Annotated in this window: 19 protein-coding genes; 11 read left to right on the forward strand and 8 right to left on the reverse strand. The window is 43.2% G+C overall.

What is annotated here, in order from left to right:
• Window positions 1–9: 9 nt before the first annotated feature.
• From K4I03_RS11545 to rpsO, 3 genes are all read left to right on the forward strand, one after another.
• Window positions 10–1,179: an MFS transporter gene (locus K4I03_RS11545; RefSeq protein ID WP_227965441.1), complete on the forward strand. Its 1,170-nt coding sequence runs from the start codon at window positions 10–12 to the stop codon at window positions 1,177–1,179.
• 11 nt (window positions 1,180–1,190) lie between these two features.
• Window positions 1,191–1,919, forward strand: coding sequence for a pseudouridine synthase (locus K4I03_RS11550; RefSeq protein ID WP_227965443.1), 729 nt, complete (start codon window positions 1,191–1,193; stop codon window positions 1,917–1,919).
• 166 nt (window positions 1,920–2,085) lie between these two features.
• Entirely contained in the window at window positions 2,086–2,355 is a 270-nt protein-coding gene (gene rpsO, locus K4I03_RS11555; protein ID WP_001018251.1) for a 30S ribosomal protein S15, read from the forward strand.
• 367 nt (window positions 2,356–2,722) lie between these two features.
• Here the strand turns inward: rpsO and K4I03_RS12580 are convergent, their stop codons facing one another.
• Both K4I03_RS12580 and K4I03_RS11560 read right to left on the reverse strand, forming a co-directional pair.
• Window positions 2,723–2,848 carry a hypothetical protein gene (locus tag K4I03_RS12580; RefSeq protein WP_265333638.1) on the reverse strand — a complete coding sequence of 42 codons (126 nt, stop codon included), beginning with the start codon at window positions 2,846–2,848 and terminating at the stop codon, window positions 2,723–2,725.
• A 116-nt stretch (window positions 2,849–2,964) separates the two neighbouring features.
• The gene (locus K4I03_RS11560; protein ID WP_227965445.1) at window positions 2,965–3,891 is read right to left on the reverse strand and encodes an alpha/beta hydrolase family protein; all 927 of its coding nucleotides are present in this window, start codon (window positions 3,889–3,891) and stop codon (window positions 2,965–2,967) included.
• 287 nt (window positions 3,892–4,178) lie between these two features.
• Here K4I03_RS11560 and K4I03_RS11565 point away from each other — a divergent pair, with 287 nt between their 5' ends.
• The 3 genes from K4I03_RS11565 to trxA all read left to right on the forward strand — a co-directional run bounded on the left by K4I03_RS11565 (window position 4,179) and on the right by trxA (window position 5,331).
• Entirely contained in the window at window positions 4,179–4,592 is a 414-nt protein-coding gene (locus tag K4I03_RS11565) for a YjdF family protein (protein ID WP_227965447.1), read from the forward strand.
• Window positions 4,593–4,779: 187 nt separating this feature from the next.
• The gene (locus tag K4I03_RS11570) at window positions 4,780–5,001 is read left to right on the forward strand and encodes a DUF4649 family protein (protein ID WP_008808355.1); all 222 of its coding nucleotides are present in this window, start codon (window positions 4,780–4,782) and stop codon (window positions 4,999–5,001) included.
• Window positions 5,002–5,016: 15 nt separating this feature from the next.
• Complete coding sequence (gene trxA / locus K4I03_RS11575; RefSeq protein WP_045772807.1) at window positions 5,017–5,331, forward strand: thioredoxin; 315 nt, start codon at window positions 5,017–5,019, stop codon at window positions 5,329–5,331.
• A gap of 99 nt (window positions 5,332–5,430) precedes the next feature.
• Here trxA and K4I03_RS11580 read toward each other — a convergent pair whose 3' ends face one another.
• From K4I03_RS11580 to K4I03_RS11590, 3 genes are all read right to left on the reverse strand, one after another.
• On the reverse strand, window positions 5,431–6,099 hold the full coding sequence (locus K4I03_RS11580) for an MIP/aquaporin family protein (RefSeq protein WP_008808357.1): 669 nt from the start codon (window positions 6,097–6,099) through the stop codon (window positions 5,431–5,433).
• Window positions 6,100–6,209: 110 nt separating this feature from the next.
• Window positions 6,210–7,001: a DUF2785 domain-containing protein gene (locus tag K4I03_RS11585; RefSeq protein WP_227965449.1), complete on the reverse strand. Its 792-nt coding sequence runs from the start codon at window positions 6,999–7,001 to the stop codon at window positions 6,210–6,212.
• Window positions 7,002–7,012: 11 nt separating this feature from the next.
• Window positions 7,013–7,345: a winged helix-turn-helix transcriptional regulator gene (locus K4I03_RS11590; RefSeq protein WP_041789504.1), complete on the reverse strand. Its 333-nt coding sequence runs from the start codon at window positions 7,343–7,345 to the stop codon at window positions 7,013–7,015.
• A 150-nt stretch (window positions 7,346–7,495) separates the two neighbouring features.
• Here K4I03_RS11590 and K4I03_RS11595 point away from each other — a divergent pair, with 150 nt between their 5' ends.
• Entirely contained in the window at window positions 7,496–7,885 is a 390-nt protein-coding gene (locus tag K4I03_RS11595; RefSeq protein ID WP_000106199.1) for a nuclear transport factor 2 family protein, read from the forward strand.
• Window positions 7,886–8,176: 291 nt separating this feature from the next.
• On the opposite strand, the gene K4I03_RS11600 is transcribed toward K4I03_RS11595, so the two are convergent.
• The 3 genes from K4I03_RS11600 to K4I03_RS11610 form a co-directional block, all read right to left on the reverse strand.
• Complete coding sequence (locus K4I03_RS11600) at window positions 8,177–8,821, reverse strand: hypothetical protein (RefSeq protein WP_227965451.1); 645 nt, start codon at window positions 8,819–8,821, stop codon at window positions 8,177–8,179.
• 168 nt (window positions 8,822–8,989) lie between these two features.
• Window positions 8,990–10,786 (reverse strand): oligoendopeptidase F, encoded by a 1,797-nt coding sequence (gene pepF, locus K4I03_RS11605; RefSeq protein ID WP_227965453.1) that lies wholly within the window; start codon window positions 10,784–10,786, stop codon window positions 8,990–8,992.
• Between the two features lie 114 nt (window positions 10,787–10,900).
• Window positions 10,901–12,262 (reverse strand): MFS transporter, encoded by a 1,362-nt coding sequence (locus K4I03_RS11610; protein WP_227965455.1) that lies wholly within the window; start codon window positions 12,260–12,262, stop codon window positions 10,901–10,903.
• 403 nt (window positions 12,263–12,665) lie between these two features.
• Between K4I03_RS11610 and pnp the strand changes: the two genes are divergently transcribed.
• The 4 genes from pnp to K4I03_RS11630 all read left to right on the forward strand — a co-directional run bounded on the left by pnp (window position 12,666) and on the right by K4I03_RS11630 (window position 16,603).
• Window positions 12,666–14,867 carry a polyribonucleotide nucleotidyltransferase gene (gene pnp / locus K4I03_RS11615; RefSeq protein ID WP_227965460.1) on the forward strand — a complete coding sequence of 734 codons (2,202 nt, stop codon included), beginning with the start codon at window positions 12,666–12,668 and terminating at the stop codon, window positions 14,865–14,867.
• 91 nt (window positions 14,868–14,958) lie between these two features.
• Window positions 14,959–15,576 carry a serine O-acetyltransferase gene (cysE, locus tag K4I03_RS11620; protein ID WP_002899011.1) on the forward strand — a complete coding sequence of 206 codons (618 nt, stop codon included), beginning with the start codon at window positions 14,959–14,961 and terminating at the stop codon, window positions 15,574–15,576.
• 30 nt (window positions 15,577–15,606) lie between these two features.
• Window positions 15,607–15,825 carry a YdeI/OmpD-associated family protein gene (locus tag K4I03_RS11625; protein WP_227965461.1) on the forward strand — a complete coding sequence of 73 codons (219 nt, stop codon included), beginning with the start codon at window positions 15,607–15,609 and terminating at the stop codon, window positions 15,823–15,825.
• A gap of 13 nt (window positions 15,826–15,838) precedes the next feature.
• Window positions 15,839–16,603 carry a nucleoside phosphorylase gene (locus K4I03_RS11630; RefSeq protein ID WP_227965462.1) on the forward strand — a complete coding sequence of 255 codons (765 nt, stop codon included), beginning with the start codon at window positions 15,839–15,841 and terminating at the stop codon, window positions 16,601–16,603.
• Window positions 16,604–16,606: the final 3 nt, after the last annotated feature.

A 16,606-nucleotide genomic window follows, 5' to 3' on the forward strand; every position in this document is an offset into this window, starting at 1 on the left:
GAAAATAGAATGAAAAAATTGATGGAAAAGGTGAGTATCCTCTCGCTTTCTTTGATTCTGACGACGGCTTTTTCGATTTCCAGTGCCCAGTCGGCCATGTTTGCTTTTTATAAAGGGATTCCAGAAAGTTGGGTAGAGCTTCTGGTTTCATTGCCTTCGGCTGGGATTATGCTGATGTTGCTGTTTAATAGGGTCATTGAAAAATACCTGACAGAGCGTCAGATGATTGTGAGCGGGCTTCTGATTTTTTCACTTTGCGGGCTTCTTCCTCTTCTTAACCAGTCCTACTGGCTTATGTTTGTATCTCGGCTTGTCTTTGGGATGGGAATCGGTCTGCTCAATGCCAAGGCTATCTCGATTGTTAGCGAGCGCTACAAGGGACAGGAACGCGTTCGGCTTTTAGGACTGAGGGGATCAGCAGAAGTAGTCGGGACAGCCCTCTTGACTTTTGGAGTCAGTCGACTTCTTCCTCTCGGCTGGCAGGCTGCCTTTCTCGTCTATACCTTCGGACTAGTGGTTTTAGCGCTTTATCTGCTTTTTGTCCCTTATGACAAGGTCTTTGAAAAGCAGCAAGAACAGTCTGAATCGACTTCTAAGTTAAGTCGGCAGGATTGGCAGCTGAGTTTGTTTTTTGCCTTTGTGGCGGGGGTTATTGTACTGACTTATATTGCTATCAATGTGCGCGTGCCGGGAATTGTAGAGAAGTCTGGCATGGGAACAGCCCAAACTGCAGGCGTTATTCTTTCCTTGATGCAGTTGATTGGGATTGCAGCGGGCATCAGCTTTGCTAGTTTGACCCGTCTTTTTAGAGATAAACTGCTGATGCTTTCTGGTCTGGTTTTTGGACTGACTCAGATTATTATTGGCTTCTCACCAAATCTCTTGTCACTCAGCATGGCTACTATTAGTGCTGGCTTTGTCTATAGTGTCGGTCTGACGACCATTTTTTACACTCTGTCCGAGCGCATTTCCGCCCACCTACTCAATCAAGCCACTTCTATCGTGATTTTAGGTTGCAGTATCGGAGCAACGGCCACTACATTTGTCCTCAGTTTTATCGGGAGATTCTCCAACGTCCCAGCCTTTATCTTCAGCGTTTTGGGACTAGCTATGATTTTGACCTCGCTCTTTGTTCTAAGATTTAGCAAAGAAAAGAGCGGATTGCCCCCAAAAAGCTAGGAGGTTATACGATGCGTCTGGATAAATTTTTAGCAGAAAATGGTCTGGGCTCACGCGCCCAGGTTAAGCAGCTCCTAAAGAAAGAGCTGGTTTTGGTCAATGGCAGAGCAGAGAAATCACCTAAGACCCAGATTGATGAGACAGCAGATGAGATTATTGTTTCTGGCCAAAGGCTGACCTATGAAAAATTCGTCTATTACCTTCTCAACAAGCCGCAGGGAGTCATTTCGGCGACAGAGGATGACCGTCATAAGACGGTTCTGGACTTGCTGGACGAGACTGCCCGTCAGAAAGAAGTTTTTCCTGTCGGCCGCTTGGATATTGATACCCACGGCCTGCTCCTTCTGACCAATAATGGCAAGCTAGCCCATGCCATGCTGTCACCCAAAAAGCACGTAGAGAAAATCTACCGAGCTCAAGTGGCTGGCCTGATGAACCAAGCAGATGAAGAGCGATTTGCTGCAGGAATAGAACTGAAAGATTTCACCTGCCAGCCAGCTCAGCTCAAGATTTTAGAGCTAGACGCGGCAAAAGAGACTTCTCTCGTAGAAATTACCCTAGCTGAGGGTAAGTTCCACCAGGTAAAGCGCATGGTGGCTGCCTGTGGAAAAGAAGTCACGGATCTTCAGCGCCTCACGATGGGACCCCTACAATTGGATTCCGCACTAGCTCTTGGAGAATGGCGGAGATTGACTGAGGCAGAAATACTTTCTTTAGAAATCTTTGGGGTTGAATTGTAAATGAAAGAGCCTGAATTCCTCATACAAAAGAGTTGAAACAGAATCATTTGACAAAGGTAGACCTTCTTGGTAGAATAAGTATGTCGCAAAGACAAATAACTTCTTCTTGGTTGCAGGCCATGCCAAACCTACCACTCGGATGAAGCGTAAAGAAAAGGAGTATATCATGGCAATCTCAAAAGAGAAAAAAAATGAAATCATTGCACAATACGCACGTCACGAAGGTGACACTGGTTCAGTAGAGGTACAAGTTGCTGTCCTTACTTGGGAAATCAACCACCTCAACGAACACATCAAACAACACAAAAAAGACCACGCTACCTACCGTGGTTTGATGAAGAAAATCGGTCGCCGTCGTAACCTCTTGGCTTACCTTCGTAAGAACGACGTTAACCGTTACCGTGAGTTGATCAACTCCCTTGGACTTCGTCGCTAATCTTGCGTCTAAAACGTTTCTATACTTCGTTAACTTCGCCTCGATGTACCATTAGTACAATCTTCGCCTCGTCGCCTAGTTTATAAACGTGTTATCCAGCAAGAATCATGATGCTAAGGGCGTCAAAAATCCGTATGAAAATAGGGAAACGACATCGTGTTCGATGAACACAAGGAGTTTCATCTTTTTTACGAGAATTTTAGTCCGAGCTCAAATTAGTTCTCTGATTTCAGGGAGCTTTTTTCTGTTCCTTCACCTTACCTCGATATACTCAAGTATTATCTTTGGTTACGGTTCCTAGCACTGTAAGGTAAAATAAACCAGAAAGCTCTCCCTTCAGGGAGATTTTTTTATTTTATCAACTCGCTTAGGCCATGTTCAATTGAATACACAAAGTTGAAACTACTCCACTAAAGAGTAGTTTTTCTTTTTCACTAGGATTGTAACCTAATCTCAAATCAGTTTTCAGGGTTTTGGGAGTACGATTATTCATCGTTCCTCTTAATTCATTTTAAGCTCTTCAAATATCATTTCCTAGTCTAATTCATCTAATTTTTCCAAATAAAAAGTCCTTCTATTTCTTTAGAAGAACTTTTTCGATTAGCAGCTTTACTCTTTCAAGAATTTTTGGATCGCAGGAGCGGCAGTGATAGCAAATCTTTCGTCAATACGATGCTCCCCGCCTTCTACAGTGACCAGCTCTGCATTTGGAATGGTCTGACTCGCTTGAACAGCATACTGGTAGGGCACGACTGCATCATCAGTGCCGTGGATAATGAGGGTAGGAGCTGTGATTTTGGTCTGTTCTGCTTGGATATCAATGTCTAAGGCATCGATTAGATAAATCTTGCCCAGAGTAGCATTGTGGTGTGTCAAGCTATCAGGAAGTTGGTCGAAGTCAGGACTCCCTAGCTCACGATAGGTCTCTTTGGCATCATCGAAAAGAACGAAAGCTGGAAAGATGAGCATAAGTTTGTGCACGCGGTCCGGATAAGCAGCAGCATAAAGACTGGCAACAACGCCGCCTTGACTGGCACCGAATAAGCTCATTTTGCTTTTATCTACAAAGGCCTCAGAACGAAGCTTTTCCATGATTTGTGTCAAGTCTGTTAGTTCGGTCTTGACCGACATATTCAGCATATCCTGTCCACCGCTTTTCGATTGGCGGCTGCCGCCGTAGAAATCAAAGCTGTAAACCAGATAACCTTTCTTTGCCAACAGCTGGCTGTACATTTCATATTGCTCAAGGGTGTTGTTCAATCCATGTGCGATAACAATAGTCGGCAATTTTTTACTCTTGTAGTCAGAAGGAGCAGTAATCTTTCCGTAGAGCTGCTTGTCATCGTATGAAACGCTGTATTCTTCAGACACGATGTCTTCTGTCGGAGTCGGTTGATTGTCGGTTTTCTCGCTAGAAGCTGTCTGTGTAGTTCCTAGCTTAGGAGGAGTAGAGTTCAGTTTGGTCTGGGAATGCCAGAAGAACAGAGCCAGTCCAGCCAAGCTCAAGACTGCTAAGAAAGTCCAAATATACTTCATAGTTCTCTCCTTTCAGTATTTGTAGTATTATAGCGGAAATGAATGTATTTTACAAGAAGAGAGTTTTCTTGTTTTTTGATTTTTCTGCCTTTCATACAAGAAAATCCAATTTAGCCATCTCGGCGAGATTTTGATAATCTTGAATTTTTTAGAAAATCTTGCTAGACTGTAGCTACTAAGATAAAAACACAGTTCTGGTTGGTAGTCCAGACGCAAAATCTATTTTTTGTCAGTAACCTTCCTCCTTGGTTGTCCATTCTTAGGGATTTTTTAAAGGAGGTGCTGTCATGGATAAGATTTCAATGACGCTGACAGTTTATTTTGAAGAGGGATTTTGGCACGGTCTTTTCGAGCGGGAACATGCTCAGTCTTATAGAGTTTGCCGAGTCGCCTTTGGTGCAGAGCCTAGTACGCAGGAATTGTTGGATTTTCTAAACCGTTATTATCATCGGTTGCAGTTTAGTCCTAGCATCAGGGTGAGGGAGAAGACTAAGTCGGTCAGTCCTAAACGCTTGCAGAGACAGGCTAAAAAGGAGCAGATGGCTTCACGTTCTTCAAAGTCTCAGGAAGCGCTGAAGCTACAATTTGAAGAGCAAAGGAAAATCGCTCAAGTCAAGCGCAAGCAGCAGAAAGAACTGGCTAAGCAAAGGAAATTCGAACTCAAACAGCAAAAACGGTTGGAAAAGCACAAGGGGCATTGATCCTGCTTTTTCTTATTTACATAAAAAGTCTTCCTATGGGAGGCTTTTTCATTTGCTAGGCACTCAGTGAGCGACTTGAAAAGTGAATGAATTTTTCTGAGTCGTTTTATTTGACAGATGTAACAAAGATGATTACAATATAATCATAAAATAAAAATTACAAGAGTAATTTGAAAAAGGAGAAGTTATGATTGAAATTACTTATTTGGATGCTGTCAAGCAAGAGCGCAAGATGACTTTTGAGTCATATCAAGCATTTGAACAATCTCAACAAGCCTGCTTGATTGGGGTTGCGGATTATTATCCAGTTCAGAAGCTGACCTATAATGGCCATGATTTGGATTATCATGGGACTTATGGCGATGTATTCTTTTTCCTGATGAAGCAGGATTTGACAAAATTTGATTAAAAGGAGATAAAAATAATGGTAAAAGCAATTACAGATGCAACATTTGAGCAAGAAACAAAGGATGGCTTAGTTTTAGTTGATTTTTGGGCAACATGGTGTGGACCTTGTCGAATGCAAGGACCAGTCTTAGATAGACTATCAGAAGAAGTTTCAGAAGATAAACTTAAAATTGTCAAAATAGATGTGGATGAAAATCCACTGACAGCTCGTTCCTTTGGAATTATGTCTATTCCAACACTTCTATTTAAAAAAGATGGCCAAGTGGTTAAACAAGTTGCAGGTGTTCATACTGCAGAACAAATCAAAGCTATCGTTGCTGAACTGAGTTAAAGTTAATACACTCCCGTAAGTAAAATGGGAGTGTATTTTAATATTTAAAGAAAAAGCCCTGTTCCTCAAGATAAGGAGCAAGGCTCTTTTTATTTTCAATTATTCTTCTGTTCCAAGAAGGTTTTTGGCAACGACTGCTGCAAGAAGGCCACCAACAATTGGTGCTAAGATGAAGATCCAAACTTGTTGCAAGGCTACACCACCTACAAGAAGAGCTGGTGCCAAGCTACGAGCTGGATTAACTGAAAGGCCTGTGATATTGAGACCAACCAAGATCATCACTACCAAAGTCAAGGCAATTACGAGGCCAGCGATTGAGCTGTTGCCCTTGCTTGAAGAAGTCACGGTCATGATAACCAAGACAAACAAGAAGGTTGCAATGACTTCAAATAAGAAGCCACCAAAGATAGTTACACCATTTGCCAAGGCATTTTCACCTAGGCTGGCAGTTGGCATACCTGAGTTAGCTAAGAGGAAGTATACTGTCGCTGAAGCAATAAAAGCCCCAAGAACTTGTGCAAGGATGTAGTTGACAAGATCCTTAGACGACAAACGCTTGTTTGCAAACATAGCAATAGATACTGCAGGATTAAGGTGAGCTCCGGAAATCGTGCCGATAGAGTAAGCAGCAGCAACGATTGACAAACCAAAGGCAAGGGCAATTCCAAGATGACCAAGGCCCTCTACACCATTACCAAAAACAACTGCGCCTGTTCCTACAAACACAAGCATGAATGTACCAATTAATTCAGCAAAAAACTTTTTCATTTTCTATCTCCTTTTTCTAAAACTAAGCACTAGTCTATCAAAAGAAGCAATCGGATTCAAGAAAAGTGACTTGAAATCTTTTTGAAAATCATAAAACGACCAGCTTATCCTTAGTATTGAAAAGATTGAATAGATTTTCTTAACTCGTTTTGTAAAATGTTTCTCTGATCAAGTTGGACATAAACTTCCAACAGACAGGATCTGAAGTTGGAAAACTTATAAAAATCATCAGTCTCTTCTAACGGAAATTCAATATCTTTTATCCAAGAAGCTACATGTTCTTGCTCTAACTTTCCTTGTAAAATGGGTTCATAAAGAACTCTTGCTAAACGCCAATCCTCATCATTTGTAAAACGAATTGAAATTCTTTTAAATAGTTGGTCAAGAATGTCAATTCCTTCATGAACTCTGTTTCTAGGAAATTCTGGATGACAAACTACCTCTGTTAAGAGATCAGCACCATGCGCAAAAGCGTGAACCCAACCATACTGATGAGAGTAGCCCGTCGTCTCTTTTTCCTTTGTAAGATAGTGTAAGCCTTGATTTAGCATGGTAGCCCTGATAGGAGAAGACAACTGCTGGTAATAAAGTGATTCCTTAGTACCATCGCAGGACAGTAGATTGGCATAAATAAGTGCCCTAAAAGAACGTTTAAGAGCCGAAACTCCTCTACTATCAATCTCTTTGTATAGACCTTCATCAGAGGAGACCTCTTCTGAGATAAACTGAAACTGCTCAAGGGAAAACAACTCTTCTTGAATCCCTCTAGCCAAACTCGTAAAAACAAGTTCGTCTCGAATTTCTGGAGAGGGATCTCCTAAATGCTCAAGCAACCACTGAATTTCTTCTCGACTATAGCTTGGTTTTTCTTCTGTCACTTTTCTTTGTAATTCTTGATACATGGTCAATACCTCTACATTTCTAGTAATTTGATATAATCCAGACCCCAGTTCTCGACAGCATCTAAAACAACTCTGAATTTCTGTCCCATTTCGGTTAAGCTGTACTCAACTCGTGGGGGAACTTCGGCATAGACCTTTCGTTGAACAATCTTATCCTTTTCTAATTGACGGAGATGACGGGTCAAAATAGTTTGAGTAATCCCAGGCAATAATCTCTGCAATTCTTTAAATCGTTTTGTACCCGTACTCAACTGATAAATGATTACCAGTGCCCATTTCCCTGTTAAAACCCTTTGCGTTGTCGCAAATGGACAAATCCCATACTCACTCACTTTATTTGGCATAAAATATCTTCTTTCTATTTTTTTAAAAAAATTTATCTTTTAGTAGCAACAATAGTACTACTTTTGATACTAGCTATCAAAAAAGTGTCTACTTGTTTTTTTGATTTTAACTGTTACAATTATACCATAAAAAAGAAATGGAGAATAGATATGTCAACAAACTTAGAAATTTTCAATGCTTATAACCAAGCTTTAATTGCTGGTGACTTTCCTGGTGTCTTTGAAACGATGGCAGATGATATTGTCTGGCATCAACCTGGTAATCATAGTATATCTGGTTCAGTTGTTGGTAAGGACAAGCTAGGATCTCACCTAGCTACATTTGCTGAGAAAACTAATGGAACCTTTAAGGTGATAACAAATTGGGTTTCTGACAATAAGGATTTAATCGCAGCTAATGTTACTTTTCTCGGAACACGTGCTGATGGTACTGAACTCAATATGAACGGGATTGACCTCTTCCGTATTGAAGACGGAAAAATCAAAGAAGTTTGGCTCTTCTCTTCAGATCAAGCTGAAGAAGATAGCTTTTGGGGATAATTTAAGAGGCCGGGACAAAAAATTTTGATTTTAGGAATTCTTTATTATAAATTTTTAAAATCGATAGATTAGAAAAAAAGCAAACAAAACAGTATTCTGAGTGTCAGATAACTCGTTTTGTTCGCTTTTTATATTTAAGGTTAGACTTTTGTCCCAGACTCTTTTAATTTACTCTCCCAACTCTTCGCTGTAGGCAATAATCTGATCAACTGTGTCGGACAAGAACTGGATGGTGTCGCGGAGTGGTTAAGCATATAAATATAGCCTGATGGATACTGAGCAGATCTAATATTACCATGCTAACCCTGCATTTGCTATTTCCTTTTTTGAAGCGTATTGACCGTTGGGGCGATGCCATCTGCCTCTATAATCTTTAAAATATCCACCGGCAGCTACTGATTCTTGCTGTTCTACAATCTGACTTTCTGCAGCTTGGCGTGCTTGTTCAGCTTCTGCAGCTTGTTGGGCCCTAATATTAATCGCATTTTGGACAAGTCCAATACGATATATCAATTTAGACTTTATATTTTCATCAGCAACACGCTCAACTGCAGCTTGAGCTGGAGCAACGTAGTCTTGAACTTGATTGTTTTCCAGTTGTTGAACAGTTGCCTCTGCTTGCTCTGCAATTTGCTTGGTTTCCGCTTCTTTACGTGCTTGTTCCTCGCGAGCCTTCCTTTCTTCTTCTTGTTTTTTTCTTTCCTCTTCTTCTCGTAGTTTTCTTTCTTCTTCAGTTTTTTTCTCTTTTTCCTGTTGTTCTTTTTCTTTTTTCTCTTTCTCTAATTTTTCTTTTTCCGCTTTCTCTAAACTATTTTTATCCTCTTTTTGAACGAAGCCTATCTGTTTATCGGTGTTTTCTTGGGAAACCTCATTCTCTGTTGAGCAAGCTCCAAGCAGTAGTGCAGTCAAAGCTGTTAAAAATAACCATTTTTTCATAATTTTTCTCCCTTCGGATATGTATCCAAGGACATCATATCACAAAAAGGAAGCGTTTTTAATAGATATTTTTGTAAAATTTTAAAATATAGATTTGATTTTGTTCTTTAAAAGAACTAAAAATCAGACCCAGATGAATAATCCAAGTCTGATTCTAAATATATAGTCTTACTCCCCCAACTCTTCGCTGTAGGCAATAATCTGATCAACTGTGTCAGACAAGAACTGGATGGTATCGCGGAGTGGTTTGTCTGTCGAAATATCTGCTCCGATAATCATAGCTGACTCAAGCGGAGTCTTGCTGCCGCCAGATTTTAGCAGCTCAAGCCAGTCTCGGGCACCATTTTCGTCATTTTTCAGGTGGAGGTAACCGGCTGTAGAGATGACCAGACCTGCGGAGTAAGTGTAGCTGTAAAGCCCCATGTAGTAATGTGCTTGGCGCATCCAAGTCAGGGCAGCGTCGTCGTCAATCTCAACGGCATCGCCCCAGAATTCTGTCAAGACTTCTTTCATGATAGCGTTGAGTTTGCTTGCACCGAAGGTTCCGCCTTCTTCAATCAAAGTATAGACCTTGCGTTGGAAGGCAGCTTCCAGCAAGTGGGTGATGAAGTTGTGGAAGTAAGTATCCGTCAGACGGTGAGCCAGGGCAAAGCGTTTTTGGCGAGGGTTATCAAATTGGCGCTCCAGATAATCACTGAGTAGGAGCTCATTAAAGGTAGACGGTGCTTCCACATAGTAGGTAGACATGTGGGCGTTGAAATAGCTTTGGTGATTGTCAGAGAAGATAAACTGACCAGAGTGGCCAATTTCGTGAATCAGAGTATAGACATCGCTCATGCGACCGGTCCAGCTCATGAGGACATAAGGGTGAACCCGATAAGGATCAGCAGCATAGCCTCCAGAGTCCTTTCCGGCATTGGCCGCAAAGTCGACCCAGCGTTCTTCCTTATAGCGGGCAACTTCTTGACAATACTCTTGTCCGAGTGGCTCGACTGACTTCATGATGAGGTCATAGGCATCATCAATGCTGACTTCGGGATTGAGCTCGCTGTCCAAGTCCAGCTTCCAGTCGGCAAAGGTCATTTTTTCAAGTCCGTTTACCTTAGCGACATGCTTGAGGTATTTTTGAGCTACTGGAGCGAATTCGCTCATAATCAAGTCAATCTGCCGGTCAAACATAGAGCGATCAACTTCTTGCTCAGCTAATAAGTAGTCAAAGACAGACTCATAGCCCTTCATGTCAGCCAGTAATTTTTCAGACTTGACCTGAGCCAGATAGGCAGCAGCAGCGGCATTTTGGTGCTGACGAAGCCCTTCTGAGAAAGAGCGGAAAGCTTTTTCGCGGATTTCTGCATTTTCATGGTTTTGGTAGAAATTCTCATAGGTGACAAAGCTATTTTTGTAAACTTTGCCGTCTACTTCAAAGTCAGCCATAGCAAAGTCGCCAGCCCGCATCTTGGTGTAAATATCCTGTGGACTGTAAAAGACTTCGCCTAGGTTGGTCAAGGCTTTTTCGACATCTGCTCCCAGATAGTGGGATTTTTTGATTTTGGCCTGGCGAATGGCTGAAGTCAGATGGGGTTCTTGGCCTAATTTCTCTAAGACAGCTTCATCTGCACCGACTAGGGCGTCGTCAAAGAAGCTGAGTGCGACATTGGCCTCAGTCTCAAACTCCATGGCTGCTTGGGCAATCTGCGCAAAGCTCTCGTCGCCAAAGTCAGTGGTCTGTGGCATAAAGCCGTAGTTACCGATGTGGCTGATTTGGATATAAATCTGCTCTAGCTCAGCAAATGCCCGTTCAAAATCTTCGAAAGTGCTAAGCTTGCCTTGGTAATCACGGACGAATTTCTGGATGTCCTCTCTGGCCTTCTCAATGGCTCGCAGGAAGTCCTCTTGATCTTGGTAAAGGGCCGTTAGGTCCCAGAGTTCATTTTCTGGAAATTCAGAACGATGTTTTTGTTCCATAGTCTACTCCTTTTGTCATATATAGAAATAGTATAGCAAAAAATCCCCCAAAATGTCTTTGGGGAGAAAGATAAGTCAGTAATTTTTAGATGTTTATCACGTCAAGGATAAAAGTCAAAGTTTCTTTGCTGCAATCCTTTTAAAAAGGAGTAGATAAGACAAGAATACGAAGATAACCAGGCTTAATAGCAGGGTGAAGACGTTTTGAGTTCCTTTTGTCATATTGGGAGCTTGATTAGCGATGACGGCCGTTACTGCGGTACCTATTGCGCCCGCAAAGGTCTGGGCCAGCTGAAAGAGCGCAGTCGTATCTGCAGTCTTTCCTTTATCAACTTGAGTCGTCGCTAGGGCTAGTATGTTATTGAAAGCCATGTTTCGCCCCAAGGTAAAGCAAATATAAATCGCAATAACAGCTGTTAAGGTGAGTTCTTTTGTAAAGATAAGGAGCAAGAGTACAGCAAGGAAAAGAAGTGAATTTCCTGTAAAAAGGGTTGGTTTCGGACCATTTCTATCATAGAGTTTGCCAAAGACAGGAGAGAGGAAGGCTCCGAGCATGGTTCCAGGAAGCAGTGCGAAGCCTGCCTGAGCGGTTGAAATGTCTTTTTCTATGACCAGGAAGTTGGGAATCAGAAAATTAGCCGATAGGTTGATAAACTGAAAAATGAAGAAGGGTAAAATAGCCAATAAGACTGTTGGTTGCTTTAAAATCCGAATATCTAGGAATGGATGATCGATTTTCAAGCTCTGATAGATGAAGCAGGCTAGTGGCACTATGCAGAGAACAAGATAGAGCCAATCAATATGTCCTTCTTCTAAGCTAGAAATGGCTACAATAGCAAAGACGAGTGAGCTTGCTAAGAGGAGAAATGAGAGAAGATCAAAGGCGCGTTTCCTAGACTTCTCTGAATTTCTTAGAAAGAAAAAGCCAAGAATAAAGGAAATGATTGGGACAGGAAGAATAAAGGTATAAATCATATGCCAGTCAAAACGACTAATCATAAAACCACCGTAAGTCGGCCCAATTGCTGGTGCTAGGCTGACCACCATCCCAGACAAGCCCATGTAGGTTCCAATTTTTTGCTTAGGAACACGCTCAACAATTAAGTTAAAGAGCAAAGGAATGGCTAATCCAGTAGCGCCTCCTTGCAGGATTCTCCCTATCATCAAGATGGGAAAGCTTGAAGCCAACATGGCAATCAGTGTGCCCAAGCAAAAGTTGGCCAAAGCAGTAAAGAGGATGGTTCGCTCTTTCCAATTGTGAGCTAAGGTCGCTCCTAAAGTAATCGTGATGGCCACTGCTAGTAAATACCCTGTTGTAATCCATTGCAGCGTTCCCAACCCTAAGCCAAAGACCTTGCTTAGGTGCGGGAAGGTTACATTCATACTGGTTTCAGATAAGATGCCTGCAAAGCAGACTAAGGCTGTCGCAAGGAGCGAGAAAAAATCTTTCTTTTCAACTGTTTGATGATTTGGCACGATTGTCTCCTTTACATGTTTGAAATGAGTCACTGTATTTATTATAAAGCAAGAAGTCCTCTTTGAAAAGTGAATAGTGGCTATACCGCCATCTTATTTGACGAATCGAAAGGGAAAAAACGAACTCCGATAGCCAACTATAATCAGCTATAGAAAAGAAAAATAGATTTTCAGTACTTTTATAGAAAAAAGCCATTTTCAGCCTTTTTCTTTTGCCTGAAATTGTGGTAAAATAAGGTCTATACGTGCTTGATACAAAGATGAGGATATAATAAGCTACTAAGGCCATGAAATCAAAGTGCTAACTAAACACGTCCTATGAGTTGATTAAGGTCTTAATATCTTGATCTTTGTAGCCAAGGCGTATGAAAAAATTTGAGCATGTGCTCGGCAAGGAGTCTTTATGACAAAACAAGTTTTTAAAACCGTTTTTGCAGGCCGTGAGTTGGTAGTTGAAACCGGTCAGGTTGCAAAGCAGGCAAATGGCAGCGCCGTTGTTCGATATGGAGAAAGTACCGTTTTAACTGCGGCAACCATGTCCAAAAAAATGGCTACTGGTGACTTTTTCCCATTGCAGGTCAACTATGAGGAAAAAATGTATGCAGCTGGGAAATATCCTGGCGGCTTTAACAAGCGCGAAGGCCGTCCGTCAACAGATGCGACTTTGACTGCCCGCTTGATTGACCGTCCGATTCGTCCTATGTTTGCGGAAGGTTTCCGCAATGAAGTTCAGGTTATCAATACCGTTCTTTCTTATGACGAGGATGCTTCGCCTCAAATGGCTGCTATGTTCGGTAGCTCTCTGGCTCTTTCTATTTCAGATATTCCTTTTAATGGCCCTATCGCAGGAGTTCAAGTCGGCTATGTAGATGGTGAATTTATCATCAATCCTAGCAAGGAACAAAAAGAAGTTTCACTTTTGGAACTGACAGTGGCTGGTACCAAAGAGGCTATCAACATGGTAGAATCCGGAGCTAAGGAACTTTCTGAAGATATCATGCTGGAAGCTCTTCTCAAAGGGCACGAAGCGGTCAAAGAATTGATTGCCTTCCAAGAAGAAATCGTTGTGGCAGTCGGCAAGGAAAAAGCGGAAGTCGAATTGCTGCATGTTGATGAAGAGTTGCAGGCAGAGATTGTCGCAGTCTACAACAGCGACTTGCAAAAGGCTGTTCAGGTAGAAGAAAAGCTGGCGCGCGAAGCCGCAACTCAGGCTGTCAAAGACCAAGTCACAGCAGTCTACGAAGAAAAATACGCGGACCACGAAGAATTCGACCGTATCATGCGCGATGTGGCTGAAATCTTGGAACAAATGGAGCATGCAGAAGTGCGTCGTTTGATTACCGAAGATAAGGTCCGTCCTGACGGCCGTAAGGTTGATGAAATCCGTCCGCTGGATGCGGAAGTTGATTACCTGCCGCGCGTGCATGGTTCTGGTCTTTTTACTCGCGGGCAAACCCAAGCCTTGTCTGTTCTGACTCTGGCACCAATGGGCGAAACGCAAATCGTGGACGGCTTGGATCCGGAATACAAGAAACGCTTCATGCACCACTATAATTTTCCGCAATATTCTGTCGGCGAGACAGGCCGTTATGGGGCTCCTGGCCGTCGTGAAATTGGACATGGTGCTCTTGGGGAGCGTGCTCTGGAGCAAGTCTTGCCTAGCTTGGAAGAGTTTCCTTACGCTATCCGTCTGGTAGCGGAAGTCTTGGAGTCAAACGGTTCTTCCTCACAGGCCTCTATCTGTGCGGGCACTTTGGCTCTGATGGCTGGTGGTGTGCCGATTAAGGCTCCGGTTGCTGGCATTGCTATGGGCTTGATTTCAGATGGCAGCAACTACACGGTTCTGACGGATATTCAAGGTTTGGAAGACCATTTTGGCGACATGGACTTTAAGGTAGCTGGTACTCGCGAAGGGATTACCGCCCTGCAGATGGATATCAAGATTGAAGGAATTACAGCGGAAATCCTGACAGAAGCTCTGGCTCAGGCTAAGAAAGCCCGCTTTGAAATCCTGGACTTGATTGAAGAAACGATTCCAGCTCCGCGTCCTGAGTTGGCTCCGACCGCTCCGAAAATCGACACCATCAAGATTGATGTGGACAAGATTAAGATTGTCATCGGTAAAGGTGGAGAAACCATCGATAAGATCATCGCTGAGACCGGTGTTAAGATTGACATTGATGAGGAAGGAAATGTATCCATCTACTCCAGCGATCAAGACGCCATCAATCGTGCTAAGGAAATCATTGCTAGCTTGGTCCGCGAAGCAAAAGTGGACGAAGTTTACCATGCCAAGGTTGTTCGAATTGAGAAATTTGGTGCCTTTGTCAATCTCTTTGATAAGACGGATGCCCTGGTTCACATCTCAGAGTTAGCTTGGACTCGGACCAACAATATCGAAGATGTCGTACAAATCGGTGATGAAGTGGATGTAAAGGTTATCAAGATTGATGCCAAAGGTCGGGTAGATGCTTCCATGAAAGTATTGCTGCCGCGTCCACCAAAGTCTGATAAGCCGAAACATCATCATGACAAGGGACATCATCCGCACAAGGAACACAAGGGTCATAAAGACCATCAAGAAAGCCCTAAAACAGAAGAATAAGAGGTCGCTCATCCCTGTGGACCTCATCAGAAATCGGCAGAGGCGAGCCTAGTTCTCGTCTCTCCTTGTTTAGAGAAGGAAGGAGGCTAGCATGGGTTGGTGGAAGGAATCCATTGATATTGTAAAGGAAAATGACCCGGCGGCACGAACGTCGTTAGAAGTCTTGCTAACCTATCCAGGCATAAAAGCTTTGGCGGCCCACCGCCTCTCACATTTTTTGTGGCGGCACGGCTTCAAGCTGCTGGCGCGCATGCACAGTCAATTCTGGCGTTTCTGGACCCAGATTGAGATTCATCCCGGCGCTCAGATTGAGTCGGGTGTCTTCATTGACCATGGCAGTGGCCTGGTGATTGGTGAAACAGCCATTGTGGAGAAGGGGGCCATGCTTTACCACGGCGTGACCCTAGGCGGGACGGGTAAGGATACAGGCAAACGCCATCCGACCGTGCGTCGAGGTGCCTTGGTCTCTGCCCATGCTCAAGTCATTGGACCAATTGAGATTGGAGAGAAAGCCAAGGTCGGAGCCGGTGCAGTTGTTGTAGCCGATGTCCCAAGTGATGTGACGGTGGTCGGAGTTCCGGCGAAGATTGTCCGTGTTCACGGTGAGAAAGACGAGCCAACCATTCACGAGGTAGAGGAGAAACGGGAATACTATCTAGACAAGCTAGAGCATGCCCGTGAAGCCAGCCACCATTCATCAAGTCTTTAGGAAAGGGTAGCAAAGTTATCGAGGTGAAGTATGACAGGAGGAACCGACATGTCAGATTTATCAGATGCTATTTTGAACCAGGTAGTCCTTGAACTGAAAGAACACTTGGACGGTCCTGCCAAGGAGCGTTTTATCAAATTACCGCCTAGCCACCAGCGCGAATGGGCTCGCTATATCAGTGAAGCCAAAAAAGATGAGACCAAGCTGCGCCGCATAGAAAAGATGAAGGTGAATTTGCTGGAGCCTTAAAGAAAGAGAAGTTATGCTATTAGAGGAATTTGAAGATGTAGCTGGAGTTATTGAGCCAACAGATAGGCAGATTATTGATAAGGGTGAAGTGTGTGAAACCATCATCCTATCCTTTAACGGGGAAATTCTGAAACGTTTGATTGAGTCAGAAGAAGTCTATACAGGAGGCTATTTGAAAAGCATAAACGGACAGCATCCATGGTATATTTATGACCAAGGAACTAGCAAGCTAGCAGTTATGTTGGCTCCAATTGGGGCTCCCATGATAGTCGGCCAGCTGGAGGAGTTAGCGGCCAGAGGCTTCACGAATTTCATTATTCTAGGTTCCTGTGGCGTTTTGGATCGCTCAATTGAGGCGGATAAGATTATCTTGCCGTCAGCTGCTTTACGAGATGAAGGAACTAGCTATCACTATGCCCCACCGGGTGACGAAGTCGCCTATGACGAGTCTCTGCTGGTCAAGCTGGAAGCCATCTTTGACAAGCACGATATAGAGCATATCCGCACCAAGTCTTGGACGACTGATGCCTTTTATCGGGAAACGCCTGATAAGGTCAAGCGTCGCTTGGCTGCTGGAGCCCAAGTGGTGGACATGGAAGCTTCGGCTATCATGGCTTGGAGTCAATTTCGCAAGAGTAAAGTCTATCAGTTCTTCTACACAGCTGACTATGTGGATCATCATAACCGAATCTGGGATGCCCGCCATGAAGAGCGGACAGCTGATGCCATGACTTTTTTCACTATCGCTTTGACAATAGCAAAGGAACTAGAAAGGTAACTA

Origin of the sequence: Streptococcus sanguinis (assembly GCF_020729725.1) — a bacterium.
Classification (GTDB): Bacteria; Bacillota; Bacilli; order Lactobacillales; family Streptococcaceae; genus Streptococcus; species Streptococcus sanguinis_V.